This is a genomic window from Streptomyces sp. NRRL WC-3626, from assembly GCF_000718785.1.
Taxonomy (GTDB): Bacteria; Actinomycetota; Actinomycetes; order Streptomycetales; family Streptomycetaceae; genus Streptomyces; species Streptomyces edwardsiae.
On record NZ_JOCA01000012.1, the window covers coordinates 1 to 12,086 of the forward strand.

The 12,086-nt window shown below is 72.6% G+C and carries 12 protein-coding genes, 1 pseudogene and 1 riboswitch; of the genes and pseudogenes, 6 read left to right on the plus strand and 7 right to left on the minus strand.

Annotation, left to right across the window (positions count from 1 at the left end; all coding sequences use genetic code 11):
- Window positions 1–132, plus strand: a pseudogene (locus IF28_RS38710) (2-oxoacid:ferredoxin oxidoreductase subunit beta); the annotation flags it as partial.
- 32 nt (window positions 133–164) lie between these two features.
- Here IF28_RS38710 and IF28_RS0119495 read toward each other — a convergent pair.
- Window positions 165–545, minus strand: coding sequence for a winged helix-turn-helix transcriptional regulator (locus IF28_RS0119495; protein WP_030221811.1), 381 nt, complete (start codon window positions 543–545; stop codon window positions 165–167).
- Between the two features lie 103 nt (window positions 546–648).
- On the opposite strand from IF28_RS0119495, the gene IF28_RS0119500 reads away from it, so the two are divergent.
- A complete protein-coding gene (locus IF28_RS0119500) occupies window positions 649–1,503 on the plus strand; it encodes an SDR family oxidoreductase (RefSeq protein ID WP_030221813.1) in 855 nt (284 codons plus the stop codon).
- Between the two features lie 151 nt (window positions 1,504–1,654).
- Entirely contained in the window at window positions 1,655–2,638 is a 984-nt protein-coding gene (gene rarD / locus IF28_RS0119505; RefSeq protein ID WP_037893584.1) for an EamA family transporter RarD, read from the plus strand.
- A gap of 72 nt (window positions 2,639–2,710) precedes the next feature.
- Here the strand turns inward: rarD and IF28_RS0119510 are convergent, their stop codons facing one another.
- Window positions 2,711–3,889: a tetratricopeptide repeat protein gene (locus tag IF28_RS0119510; RefSeq protein WP_030221820.1), complete on the minus strand. Its 1,179-nt coding sequence runs from the start codon at window positions 3,887–3,889 to the stop codon at window positions 2,711–2,713.
- Between the two features lie 158 nt (window positions 3,890–4,047).
- Here IF28_RS0119510 and IF28_RS0119515 point away from each other — a divergent pair, with 158 nt between their 5' ends.
- The 3 genes from IF28_RS0119515 (at window position 4,048) to IF28_RS0119525 (ending at window position 6,352) form a co-directional block, all read left to right on the plus strand.
- On the plus strand, window positions 4,048–4,542 hold the full coding sequence (locus IF28_RS0119515) for a DUF6668 family protein (RefSeq protein WP_037893586.1): 495 nt from the start codon (window positions 4,048–4,050) through the stop codon (window positions 4,540–4,542).
- 32 nt (window positions 4,543–4,574) lie between these two features.
- Window positions 4,575–5,699: an amidase family protein gene (locus IF28_RS0119520; protein ID WP_420713783.1), complete on the plus strand. Its 1,125-nt coding sequence runs from the start codon at window positions 4,575–4,577 to the stop codon at window positions 5,697–5,699.
- A gap of 68 nt (window positions 5,700–5,767) precedes the next feature.
- Window positions 5,768–6,352 (plus strand): flavodoxin family protein, encoded by a 585-nt coding sequence (locus IF28_RS0119525; protein WP_030221829.1) that lies wholly within the window; start codon window positions 5,768–5,770, stop codon window positions 6,350–6,352.
- A gap of 2 nt (window positions 6,353–6,354) precedes the next feature.
- Here IF28_RS0119525 and IF28_RS0119530 read toward each other — a convergent pair whose 3' ends face one another.
- From IF28_RS0119530 to IF28_RS0119550, 5 genes are all read right to left on the minus strand, one after another.
- Window positions 6,355–6,945 carry a hypothetical protein gene (locus IF28_RS0119530; RefSeq protein ID WP_030221832.1) on the minus strand — a complete coding sequence of 197 codons (591 nt, stop codon included), beginning with the start codon at window positions 6,943–6,945 and terminating at the stop codon, window positions 6,355–6,357.
- Between the two features lie 45 nt (window positions 6,946–6,990).
- Window positions 6,991–7,860, minus strand: a complete 870-nt coding sequence (locus IF28_RS0119535; protein ID WP_030221835.1) for an ABC transporter permease — start codon at window positions 7,858–7,860, stop codon at window positions 6,991–6,993.
- Entirely contained in the window at window positions 7,847–8,821 is a 975-nt protein-coding gene (locus tag IF28_RS0119540; RefSeq protein ID WP_030221838.1) for an ABC transporter ATP-binding protein, read from the minus strand. Before IF28_RS0119540 ends, IF28_RS0119535 begins: the two co-directional genes overlap by 14 nt.
- 38 nt (window positions 8,822–8,859) lie before the next feature.
- A complete protein-coding gene (locus IF28_RS0119545; protein WP_030221841.1) occupies window positions 8,860–10,089 on the minus strand; it encodes a LolA family protein in 1,230 nt (409 codons plus the stop codon).
- A 242-nt stretch (window positions 10,090–10,331) separates the two neighbouring features.
- Window positions 10,332–11,342 (minus strand): polyprenyl synthetase family protein, encoded by a 1,011-nt coding sequence (locus tag IF28_RS0119550; protein WP_030221843.1) that lies wholly within the window; start codon window positions 11,340–11,342, stop codon window positions 10,332–10,334.
- A gap of 574 nt (window positions 11,343–11,916) precedes the next feature.
- Window positions 11,917–12,083: riboswitch (cyclic di-AMP (ydaO/yuaA leader) on the plus strand.
- The last annotated feature ends 3 nt before the right edge of the window (window positions 12,084–12,086 follow it).

The following is a 12,086-nucleotide window of genomic DNA, read 5'->3' on the forward strand; positions in this document are numbered from 1 at the left end:
CTGCGCTCCGTCGACCGGCCCGTCTACGACACCCTCATGGCCGACCAGCTCGACACCGCCCTCGAACAACAGGGCAAGGGCGACCTCGGATCCCTCCTCACCGGCGCCGACACCTGGACCGTCGTCGGCTGATCCGCCGAAGGCCGTGACGAGGCCCGGGTGCGCTATCGCGCCCGGGCCTCGTCGTATGCCTGCCGGGCCCGCGTCACGGCGACCATGCGCTTCTCCGTCCACAGGGCGAGGTCGCGCACCTGCTCGGCGGCCTCGCGGCCCAGGCCGGTGAGGGAGTAGTCGACGCGGGGCGGGATGACCGGCTTGGCGTCGCGGTGGACCAGGCCGTCGCGCTCCAGGGTCTGGAGGGTCTGGGTGAGCATCTTCTCGCTGACCCTGCCGATCGCCCGGCGCAGTTCGCTGAACCGGTACGGGCGTTCCAGCAACTGGATCAGCACGAGCACGCCCCAGCGGCTGGTCACATGCTCCAGGACCAGCCGGTGCGGGCACATGGCCTCGGCCTCGGTCAGCCGTTCCGTCTCACTTACCGCCATGCCAGTACCTTACCTCGAAGTGGGTACTTTCCAAAAGTTAGCGCACCTCCTAGAGTGAGTGACACAGACGCATCCGCACCACCCCCCCTGGGAGTTCCGCATCATGAGCATCGTCGTCACCGGCGCCACCGGACACCTCGGCCGTCACGTCGTGGAACAGCTGCTGGAGAAGGTCCCGGCCGAGCAGATCACCGCCGTCGTCCGCAGCGCGGAGAAGGCGGCGGACCTCGCCGGGCGCGGGGTGCGGATCGCGGTCGCCGACTACAACGCCCCCGAGACCTTCGACGGCCTGTTCGCGGCCGGCGACAAGGTCCTGCTGATCTCCGGCAACGAGTTCGACAAGGGCAGGGTGGGCCAGCACCGGGTCGTCATCGACGCCGCCAAGGCCGCCGGTGTCGCCCTGCTCGCCTACACCTCCGCCCCCGGCACCCTGACCGCCGCGCTCGCCGACGACCACCGCGGCACCGAGGAGGCGCTGCTGGGCTCGGGCGTGCCGTACACGCTGCTGCGCAACGGCTGGTACCACGAGAACTACACCGAGAACCTGGCCCCGGTGCTGGAGCACGACGCGGTCCTCGCGGCCGCCGGTGAGGGCCGGATCTCCTCCGCCTCGCGGGCCGACTACGCGGCCGCCGCCGTCGCCGTACTGACCGGTGAGGGGCACGAGAACGCGACGTACGAGCTGGGCGGCGACGAGGCGTGGAGCTTCGCCGAGTACGCGGCCGAGCTGAGCCGGCAGACCGGCAGGGAGATCGCCTACAACCCGGTCACGCCCGAGGCGCTCACCGGGATTCTCGCCGGTGCCGGGATTCCCGCGCCGATGGCCGCCGTCCTCGCGGGCGTGGACGTCTCGATCGAGAAGGGGGAGCTCGTCGTCGACGGCGGCGATCTGTCCCGGCTGACCGGCCGTCCGACCACCCCGCTCGCCGAGGCGGTCGCCGCCGCTCTCAAGAACTGACCTCCGGGGCCGGCCCCCGCGCGTCATGACCGTATGCCGGTACGGACATGACGCGCGGGGGTGTCCGGCGTTACCGTCGTCCGGTCGAGCACCGCGCGCGTGCGCGGGCCTCGCCGGGACACGGCACGCACCGGACACGAAGGAGGGCCCCATGACCGGGAAGTCGGCCGCAGAGCGGCGCACAGGACTGCTGAACGGCTTCGCCGCGTACGGCATGTGGGGCCTGGTCCCGCTGTTCTGGCCGCTGCTCAAGCCCTCGGGCGCGGTGGAGATCCTGGCCCACCGGATGGTCTGGTCGCTGTTCTTCGTGGGCGCCGCCCTGCTCTTCATACGCCGCTGGGCCTGGCTCGGCGAGCTGCTGCGGCAGCCGCGCAGGCTGGCGCTGGTCGCGGTCGCCGCGGCCGTCATCACCGTGAACTGGGGCGTCTACATCTGGGCCGTGAACTCGGGCCATGTCGTGGAGGCGTCCCTCGGCTACTTCATCAACCCGCTGGTCACCATCGCGATGGGCGTGCTGCTGCTGAAGGAGCGGCTGCGGACCGCGCAGTGGGCGGCGGTCGGGGTCGGCGCGGCGGCGGTGGTCGTGCTCACCGTAGGCTACGGCCAGCCGCCGTGGATCTCGCTCTGTCTCGCCTTCTCCTTCGCCACGTACGGGCTGGTGAAGAAGAAGGTCGACCTCGGCGGCGTCGAGTCGCTGGCGGTCGAGAGCGCGATCCAGTTCCTGCCCGCGGTCGCCTATCTGGTGTGGCTGGGCACGCGGGGCGACGCCACGTTCGGTGCCGAGGGGGCGGGGCACGCGGCGCTGCTCGCGGCGTCCGGGATCGTCACCGCGCTGCCGCTGGTCTGCTTCGGTGCCGCCGCGATCCGCGTGCCGCTGTCCACGCTGGGGCTGCTCCAGTACATGACGCCGGTCTTCCAGTTCCTGCTGGGCGTCCTGTACTTCAAGGAGGCCATGCCGCCCGAGCGCTGGGCCGGTTTCGCGCTGGTGTGGCTGGCGCTCACCCTCCTCACGTGGGACGCGCTGCGCACCGCCCGCAGGTCCGCGCGGGTGCTCGCGGAGAAGAAGAGGCGCGCGGCGGCAGCCGATCCCGCGAGCGTGCCGGTCGAAGCGGACCCGATCCGGAGCACGACCTAGGGGTGCCGTCCGGATCGGGCCGGCTCCGGGCAGCGGCGCCGGTTTCCTCCGGCCCGCTCCGCCGGGCGGGCGCTAACGCGCGCGTTCCGTCAGGCGGCCCATGCGGGCGCGGGCGGATTCCAGCTCCTCGATCTCGTCGGCGGCGGGGCCGTCCTCGGTGGTGAGTTCGGTCCACAGGGTGATCAGCTCGTGCCCGAGTTCCAGTCCGGGCCCCGGGTCGCGTACCGCGCGCCATGCGGTCGCCGCGCTGCGGACATTGCCGTAGGCGGCCTCCGCGTCCCCCGCGCGGCGGCAGATGACGGCGAGGTCGAGGGAGATCCGGAAGGCGCGCAACGGCTCTCCGGCCAGATAGGCGATGTACGCGGCGAGCTCGCGCAGCCGCAGCACCTCGGGGTGGTCCGGGCCCAGGGTGCCCGACGCCTCCGTGACGGTCTCCTCGGCCAGCCGGGCCGCCTCGTCGATCCTGCCCGTCCGGACGGCGTCGTTGATCCGTGCCATGGGTTCGGCGAGGTGGTTCTCGGCGGCGGGGGGCTCGTCCCCGAGCACCGCCTCCGCCACGGCGTCGAACCCGCGCGGCGGGGTGGGCTTGGGGTCGGGCTCGTACGCGGACTCCGGAGCCGGGGTGACCGGTCCGGGTTCGGGGTGCGGCCGCGCGTCCATGGGCGGGGGCGGGCCGAACTCTCCCGTCGGCGGTACGACCGTACCCGGCGGCGTCGGCTCCGCCGGTTCGGGGACGGCCCGCAGCGGGAACGTGGGGGCGGCGTCCCGGGGTGTCCCCGGTCCGGGCAGGGGGCGCAGCTTGAAGGTGGGGGCGCTGTCCCGGTGAGGCGCCGGCGGTGCGGACGCGGTCTCGTGCGCCGCCTGCTCGGGTACCGGCCGCAGGAGGTGGGTCGGCAGGTCCGTGCCGGGCGTCGGCGCCGGCTCGCGGTCCCGCGGGGGTTCCGTCAGGACCGGCTGTCCCGTGAAGTGGCTGGAGCCGTCGGGGTCGACGCGGAGCGGGATGACGCAGCCGACGCGCTCGTCGTGCACGGTGGCGAGGGCGGCGTGTCCGGAGGCGATGGCGATGCGGTGGAGGCGGTTCAGCACCGCCTGCTGGATCTCCTCGCCGGGCCCGGCGATCACCGTCACCCCGCCGACGGACGCGCCCGTCCCGCCCAGGGGGACATGGACGTCGATCGGCGCCGCCGCAGGGTCCACCGCGTCCGCGGCCTGCTGCTGTTCCCGCTTCTTCTCACGGCTGAGTCGCGACATCGTCCCCTCATTCGGGTCGTACACCTACCGTCGAGTCTGTCCGCTCGCCCGCTCTTCTCACGTCACCGCGTTGTCACAGGCTCGTCCCAACGACCGTATGTGCGGTTTCCTGTCCCCGGGGCGGCATGGAGATCGACAGGGCGAGCAGGAGAAACAGCATGCGACAGGGACCGGAGATCTGGATCCGAGGACCGGTGGCGTTACCGGAGCCGGCGCCGCCGGAGCCCGCCCACGCGCGGGCGTCGGCGCGGCGCTTCTCCTGGGTCGGTCTGCACGGCGGCGCGGGCGTCTCCACGCTCGCCGCGGTCTACGGCGGCCATGACGGCGGACGCGCCTGGCCCGGCCCCGCCGATCCGCGGTCGGTGCTGCTCGTGGCCCGGACCCATGCGGCCGGCCTGGACGCCGTGGTCCCGGCGGTGGAAATGTTCCGGCGCGGCGACGCCCCGGAGGGGCTGGACCTGGACGCCGTGGTGCTGGTGGCGGACGCGCCGGGACGGCTGCCGCGCCCGCTCGCCCACCGGGTCCGGCTCATCGAGTCGGTGATCGACGTGTACCGGGTGCCGTGGGTGAACGAGTGGCGCCTCGGCGACCTCGGCGAACGGCCGCCCCGCGAGACGGAACCGCTGGCCCGGCTGACGGGCGCGATGCGCTGACCGGGGGTCGCGCGCAGGAGATCGCGGCCGCCGTGGGCGCACGGCGGCTGCGGGCCGTGGACGTCGTCGCGGAGGCGCTGGGGCGGATCGAGCGGGCCGATCCGGTGCTGTGCGCGTTCCTCGAGGTATGGGGCGAGGAGTCCCTGCGGCGGGCGGCCAAGGTGGACGCGCGGGTCGCCGCCGGGGAGCCGCTGCCGCTGGCCGGGGTGCCGGTCGCCGTCAAGGGGCGGCACGGACTGCGTGCGGCGCGGGCGCTGCTCGCGGCCGGTGCGGTCGCCGTGGGCGCCACGTCGGTGCCCGGTCCGGGAACGCCGTGGCAGACCTGGGGGCTCGGGGCGTACGGCCGTACGGTCAACCCGTGGCGGGCGGACCGTACGCCGGGCGGCTCCTCGGCCGGGGCGGCGGTGGCGGTCGCGGCCGGGCTGGTGCCGCTGGCGACGGGCAGCGACGGGGCGGGCTCGGTGCGGATCCCGGCGGCGTGGTGCGGGGTCGTCGGGCTGAAGGTCACGGGCGGCCGTCTGGCCTCGGCGGACCGTACGGGCCTGGCGGCGCCCGGCGTCCTCACCCGTACGGCGTCGGACGCGGCGGTGTGGTGGCGGATGGTGTCGGGGCGGGTGGTGTCGGGGCGGGTGGTGTCGGGGCGGGCCGACCCGGTGGCGCCGCCCGTCTCCGCCTGCTGGTCCCCCGACCTGGGCTTCGCCGCCCCCGACCCGGAACCCGTCGCCCTGGCCCGCGCGGCGGCCGGCCGGCTGGCCGACGCGGGGATCGTACGGCTCGTACGGCGGCCACCGCCCGGACTCCTCGACCCCGCCCCCGCCTGGCTCGCCCTGCGCACGCCCGGTGCCGATCCCGTCGGCGCCCACCGGATCCGGGCGGAGAACGGCCGGCGCCTGGACGACCTCTTCTCCGGCGCCGACCTGCTGCTCACCCCCACGGCGCCCACCGCGCCGCATGGTCACGAGGGCCCAGGTGACGTCTACTCGACGGCGCTCACCTGGGCGTTCAACCTCAGCGGGCACCCCGCGCTGAGCCTGCCGGCCGGGTTCGGCACCGACGGCTGCCCGGCGGGGCTCCAGTTGGTGGCACGGCACGGGCGGGAGGACCTGCTGCTGTCGGTGGCGATGGAGGCCGAGCTCCGGGGAGTGGTCGCCCTTTGACATGTAGATGCATGCGCATATGATGCAGAGGCGCTTAATTGACGTCCGCCGAGCATCTGGGGATGACCATGGCTCGCCGTTTTCTCTTCGTCCTGGGCAGTGCCCGCCCCGAAGGCAACACCGAACTGCTGGCCCGCAGGGCCGCCGAACAGCTGCCCCCGGATGTGGAGCAGCAGTGGATCGACCTCACCTCCGACCCCCTGCCCGACTTCGAGGACCTGCGCCACGACAGCGACCACGCCCGCCCCACCGAGGGCCCCGTGGCCGAACTCCTGGACGCCACCCTCGCCGCGACCGACGTGGTGATCGCCTCGCCGCTGTACTGGTACTCGGTGTCCGCACAGACCAAGCGCTACCTCGACTACTGGTCGGGCTGGCTGCGCACCCCCGGTCTGGACTTCAAGGCGGCGATGACGGGCCGCACCCTCTGGGGCGTCACCGCCCTCGCCCACGAGGAACCGGAGGTCGCCGACCCCCTGGCCGGCACGCTGAACAACTCGGCGGCATACCTGGGGATGCGGTTCGGCGGGGTACTGCTCGGCAACGGCAGCAAGCCCGGCGACGTGCTGAAGGACACGGAGGCGCTGGCGCGGGCCAAGACGTTCTTCGCCCAGGAGGCACCGCTCGCCCGCTTCCCGTACGAGGCGGGCTGACGTCACCAGCCGAGCTGCGCCTCGCCCAGGACCTCGCTGCCGATGTGGGCGGCGAGTTCCCGGGCGAGGGGCAGGTCCCCCCACTCGGTCACATGGACGAAGACGGTGTGCTCCTCCGTCCAGTCGCCCCACTGGGCCAAGTCACCGTGGAACAGGACCTGGATCCCGTCGTACTTCGAGGACCAGTCCACATCCGGGTCCGCATCGTCCGGCCAGCGCCCGTGCCACTCGACGGAGACCATGCCGTCGCCCAGCGCGGCCAGGATCCCGGCCTCGACGCGCTCCCGCTCGACGTCCTCCGAGAAGGTCAGCGGCAGATGTCCCGCCAGGGCCGCGTCGTCCAGTGCCGTCACGTCGAGGTCGAACCGGAGGCGGCCGCCCGTCGCCGGATCGGTCCGGGTCCCCGCGTAGTCGAAGGGCAGTCCGGGAGCGATCGCGGCGATCGCCCTCACCTCGCGGACCGTTGCCGGTTCGGCGAACAGCCACACCTTGTCCTCGACATTCCTCAGCAGTGCACACAGCCGCCCGGCCTGCCGGTACGCCTCGGCCGCGTCGGTGGTCCGCAGGACGGGGTACGCCTTCGAGTTGCCCATGGCCCGTACCGTCACACGCCCCGCCGCACCCGGGCCACCGATTTCCTACGCGCTGATGTCCTTCGCCGTGAACCGTGCCCACGCCGCCGAGCCGAACACGGCCGCGTAGAGGGCCTGGAGGCCGAGGTTCCTGGTCAGGTCGTCCCAGTAGACCGGTTCGCGCATCAGGTCGGCGAAGGACAGCCAGTAGTGGGAGAAGAGGTAGGGGTGCACGGCGTGCAGCTGGGGGATCTGGTCGACGATCTGGACCGTGATCAGCAGTCCCACCGTGGTCGCCATCGCCGCGATGCCGCTGTTGGTCAGCGTGGAGACGAACAGGCCGAGCGCCGCCACCCCGATCAGCGACACGGCGACGACCAGGGCGATCAGCAGCGCTCTGGCCAGCCCCTCGGAGAAGCTGATCCGGGTGCCCGAGATGGTCGTGAGATCGCCGAGCGGGAACAGCAGCGCGCCGGTGATCAGCGCCGACACGGCGACCACGAGGGTGGCGACCAGACAGAACGTCATGACCGTCGCGTACTTGGTGAGCAGCAGCCGGGTCCGCCCGGCCGGGGCGACGAGCAGATAGCGCAGGGTGCCGGTGTTCGCCTCGCCCGCGACGGCGTCGCCCGCCACGACCCCGATCGCCATGGGCAGGAAAAACGGCAGCGTGGCGGCGAGCGCGGTGAAGACGAGGAACAGGCCGTTGTTGGTGATCTGCGAGATGAACGCCGGGCCCCCGCCGCCCCCTCCCCCGGCCGACGACCCGTCACCCGTCTCGATCCGTACGGCGATCCCGACCAGGACCGGTACGGCGGCCAGCACCCCCAGCAGGGCGAGGGTGCGCCAGCGGCGGAAGGTGGTGAGCAGTTCGCTGCGCAGCAGCCCGAGGGTCCACAGCGGACTCACCGCACGCACCGCTTCAGCCCGCGACATCGAAGCCCTCCCCGGTCAGTGCCACGAACGCGTCCTCCAGCGAGGCCCGTTCGACCCCGAATCCGCGCACCCGGACCCCCGCCGTCACCAGGGCCGCGTTCACCTCGGCGAGGTCACGCCCGGGTACCTCCCCGGTCACCCGCTCCCCGTCCGCCACGACATCGGCGACCCCCTGCTCCTTCAGCAGCCGGGCCGCGTCCGCCGGGTCCGGGGTGGTCACCACCAGCCGGCCGCGGGCGCCCGCGGCCAGGTCGGCGACCGGGCCCTGGGTGAGCAGCCGGCCCCGCGCCATCACGGCGGCGTGGGTGCACACCTGCTCGATCTCGTCGAGGAGGTGGGAGGAGAGGAAGACGGTGGTGCCGTCGGAGGCCAGTTCGCGCACGAGGGTGCGGATCTCCCGCATGCCCTGCGGGTCGAGGCCGTTGGTGGGCTCGTCCAGGACGAGCAGCCGGCGCGGCTGGAGCAGGGCGGCCGCGAGACCGAGCCGCTGCTTCATGCCGAGGGAGTACGCCTTCGCCTTCTTGCCCCCGGCGGCCGTGAGGCCCACCCGGTCCAGTGCGGCCAGGACGCGGATGCGCCGGGTGCGCGGGTCGGCGGTCGGATCGGCGGCGTCGTAGCGCAGGAGGTTGTCGCGGCCGGAGAGGAAGCCGTAGAGGGCCGGGCCCTCGATGAGGGCGCCGACGTGGGGCAGCACGGCGCGCGCGGAGCGCGGCATGGGGCGCCCGAGGACGTGCGCCGTGCCGGAGGTCGGCTCGATCAGGCCCATCAGCATGCGGATGGTGGTGGTCTTGCCGGAGCCGTTGGGGCCGAGGAAGCCGAAGACGCTGCCCGCCGGGACGGTCAGACACAGACCGTCGACGGCGAGCTGTCCGCCGCGGTAGCGCTTGGTGAGCGCGCGGGTGGTGATGACTCCCCCACCCGTGTGCTCCCCGTCCTGCTCACTGGCGGACGCCTCGCCCATCGGCTCCCTCGATCCCTCCAGGGCCTTGTAGGGCCTTGTCACTTACCCGCGTCGGCGGCCTTCACGAGCGCGTCCTTGGTGACCGTGCCCACGTAGACCTTGCCGTCCTCGGTGATCAGGGCGTTCACCAGGCGGGTGCTGAACACCGTGCCGGTGCCGAAGTCGCCCTTGACCTCGTCGCCGAGGGAACCGAGGAAGCCGCCGAGGTCACCGCCGGGCCCGCCCGTCCCGCCGGTGGGCAGGCCGCCCTCGCCGCCGGTGTCGAGGACGGCGACGGAGTTCCAGCCCTCGCCGAGCATCTTCAGCCCGTCGAGCCCCTTGCCCAGGTCCTCTTCGGACTTCGGGCCCCGCTCCGGCTTCCCGGAGTGCTCCCGGCCCTTGGCCGGCGCGTCGTCCTCGGTCACCTTGGCGCCCTTGGGCGGGGTGAAGTCGAACGTCGACGCGGACGGCTTGTCGAAGCTCACCTGGGTGAAGCCGACGTCCACGACGGCCGCGCCCCCGCTGGACGGGGTGAGCGTGAACTTCAGCGGCATCCCGGTCCTGTGGTCGACGGCGATGCTGATCGCGCCGACCGTGGAGCCGGACTGCTTCGGCTTGACGACCAGTTTGTAGGCGTCCCGGCCGGCCACCTGGGCGGTGCCGTCGACGGTCACCGACGTGGTGTCGTCGACCGACTTCAGCGCCTGTTCGGCGAAGTCCTTCGGGGTGGCCGGGGGCCGCTGCTCCCGGTCCTCGCCGGACGCGTCGACGGTGCCGTGGTAGACCTCGTTGGAGCCGCTGTCGTAGCCCCAGACGTCCTCGCCGTTGTGGATCAGGCTGTACTCGGCGGCGTTCTCCAGGAGCGACAGCTTCTGCCGGTCCGGGCCGTCGGCCGCGACGCGCAACGTGTGCGTGCCGGACGCCAGTTCGGTGAGCTTGGCGGACGGGTCGGCCGAGGAGCCGCCGTCGTCGCCGCGCCCCATGGCGCCGGACGTGAGGCTGTTCTCCAGGCCGCCGAGGTTCGGCAGTCCGAGGTCCGTGGTGATCTTCACGGTGCCGGACAGCCGCTCGACGTCCGACTGCGCGATCTTCTCGATGAGCTGCGCGGCGGTGATCTCCGGCAGGTCGGGGTCGCCGGAGTCGGCGAGCGCGGGGACGAGCCCGATGGTCGCGGCCGCCACCCCCATCACGGTGACCGGGACGACGTACCGTGCGGCCCTTCGCCGCCCCGTGCGCGGCTCGTCGACGTCCCCCGCGGTCGTCATGTCGTCGGATTCGTACGGTGCCATGTGTGCCCTACCTCCGTGGTCGGCGGCGGCTTCCGTCTCGTGTGCTCGCACCGGTCCCACCCTGAGCCGCCATTCTCACCCGAATCGGTGAGAAGTGGTGTGGTCCGTCGTTGTCCATCTGACCAAATCCGGCAGGCTCAGTCGTCAGACCCCGGACTCAACTCCGTGTACTGCTGCGGTATGACACGGGGGACGGTTTCGTCCCCCGCCCCGTAGGGGTCGGCGGGGAGGCCGGGGCCCGCTCAGCCCGCGCGGTGCACCACGGCGTCGCACAGCTGCACGAGCGCGGTCTTCGCGGCGCACTCCCGCAGCGGGGCCAGCGCCGCGCGCGCCTCCTCGGCGTAGCGCACGGTGTCGCGGCGGGCCTGCTCGAGCGCGGGGTGGGCGCGCAGCAGCCGCAGTGCCTCGGCGTGCCGGGTGTCGTCGGTGAGGTCGGAGTCCAGCAGCTCGCACAGGGCGATGTCCTCGGCCAGGCCCTGACGGGCCGCCCGTTCGCGCAGCCGCAGCACGGGCAGGGTGGGGATGCCCTCGCGCAGGTCGGTGCCGGGGGTCTTGCCGGACTCGTGGGTGTCGGAGGCGATGTCGAGGACGTCGTCGGCGAGCTGGAAGGCGACGCCGAGCCGCTCGCCGTACTGGGTGAGCACGTCCACGACCGTCTCGTCCGCGCCGGACATCATCGCGCCGAACCGGCAGGAGACGGCGACGAGGGAGCCGGTCTTGCCGCCGAGCACGTCCAGGTAGTGGTCGACCGGGTCGCGGCCGTCCTGCGGTCCCGCGGTCTCCAGGATCTGCCCGGTGACCAGCCGCTCGAACGCCTCCGCCTGCACCCGTACGGCCTCGGGGCCGAGGTCGGCCAGGATGTGCGAGGCGCGGGCGAAGAGGAAGTCGCCGGTGAGGACCGCGACGGAGTTGCCCCAGCGGGTGTTGGCGCTGTCGACGCCGCGCCGCACCTCGGCCTCGTCCATCACGTCGTCGTGGTACAGCGTGGCCAGATGGGTCAGCTCCACGACCACGGCCGACGGCACGACACCGGGCGCGTAGGGGTCGCCGAACTGGGCGGCGAGCATCACGAGCAGCGGACGGAACCGCTTGCCGCCGGCCCGCACCAGATGCTGGGCGGCCCCGGTGATGAAGGGCACCTCACTCTTGGTGGCCTCGAACAGCCCCTCCTCGACAGCCGTCATCCCGGCCTGGACATCGGCTTCCAGAGCCTGGTCCCGCACGCTCAGCCCGAACGGCCCGACGACGGTCACGAGGGGTCTCCTGTCTGCTGGTGTCCACTGGCGGTTATACGGAATGTCGATAGGTCGCTGCCCTCACTCAAGTCAGCGTATCCGGTCATGTTTCGATCACCGCCAGCGCCCGACGTTACGGGCAGGGCGACAGGGGATCAGGAGCGGAGTGTTTTTGATCAGGTGATCACAAGGGACATTCCCTGACATTCCCCTATGTACCGATCCACTCCTCGACCCGACCCTCGACCCGGCCCGCAACCCGCCTTCCGTCACGCGGACCATCCTGCCCGCCCTCGCGTCCGATTTGCCGCACATACAGAGCGAATTCCCTTTGGCGAGTAATGCGCTCACAGGTGATGGACAGTGAAGTGGCTCACGCGCGAACCCGTACCCCCGTCACGGTCCGCGACACCCGTTCCCCCCGCCCCCGCAACCGAGTTGACCCTTGGCACCCGCAAAGGATCAAGCACCCCAAAAGCCCCATCTCAAGATCAAACGGCCTCATCCGTGAGGTCCGCACTTGTTCCCGACATGTGCTCTCGCATACGTTCCGGGCCTGCCGGGTGGACGCCTGATCCTGCCGCCGCCCGCATCACACCCAACGACATCCCGGACGGCAGGAGTGGGGGACCCAGGTAGGTCGCCGGGCCGGTCATGTGCCGGAACGGCTAGGGGTGAAGCCGTGCCCGCAGGGGCACGGCCGGGCACTCTCCCGCCCGAACCCGACAGCTCACCTCGCAGGCGTAGGAGAGGAACCCAGTC

What these genes read in the sequence shown, in the direction of transcription:
- IF28_RS0119545 (WP_030221841.1), bottom strand. Translation starts at nt 10,089, where the DNA reads ATGGCACCGTACGAATCCGACGACATGACGACCGCGGGGGACGTCGAC.
- IF28_RS0119515 (WP_037893586.1), top strand. Translation starts at nt 4,048, where the DNA reads ATGCGACAGGGACCGGAGATCTGGATCCGAGGACCGGTGGCGTTACCG.
- IF28_RS0119535 (WP_030221835.1), bottom strand. Translation starts at nt 7,860, where the DNA reads ATGTCGCGGGCTGAAGCGGTGCGTGCGGTGAGTCCGCTGTGGACCCTC.
- IF28_RS0119500 (WP_030221813.1), top strand. Translation starts at nt 649, where the DNA reads ATGAGCATCGTCGTCACCGGCGCCACCGGACACCTCGGCCGTCACGTC.
- IF28_RS0119540 (WP_030221838.1), bottom strand. Translation starts at nt 8,821, where the DNA reads ATGGGCGAGGCGTCCGCCAGTGAGCAGGACGGGGAGCACACGGGTGGG.
- rarD (WP_037893584.1), top strand. Translation starts at nt 1,655, where the DNA reads ATGACCGGGAAGTCGGCCGCAGAGCGGCGCACAGGACTGCTGAACGGC.
- IF28_RS0119495 (WP_030221811.1), bottom strand. Translation starts at nt 545, where the DNA reads ATGGCGGTAAGTGAGACGGAACGGCTGACCGAGGCCGAGGCCATGTGC.
- IF28_RS0119525 (WP_030221829.1), top strand. Translation starts at nt 5,768, where the DNA reads ATGGCTCGCCGTTTTCTCTTCGTCCTGGGCAGTGCCCGCCCCGAAGGC.
- IF28_RS0119510 (WP_030221820.1), bottom strand. Translation starts at nt 3,889, where the DNA reads ATGTCGCGACTCAGCCGTGAGAAGAAGCGGGAACAGCAGCAGGCCGCG.
- IF28_RS0119530 (WP_030221832.1), bottom strand. Translation starts at nt 6,945, where the DNA reads ATGGGCAACTCGAAGGCGTACCCCGTCCTGCGGACCACCGACGCGGCC.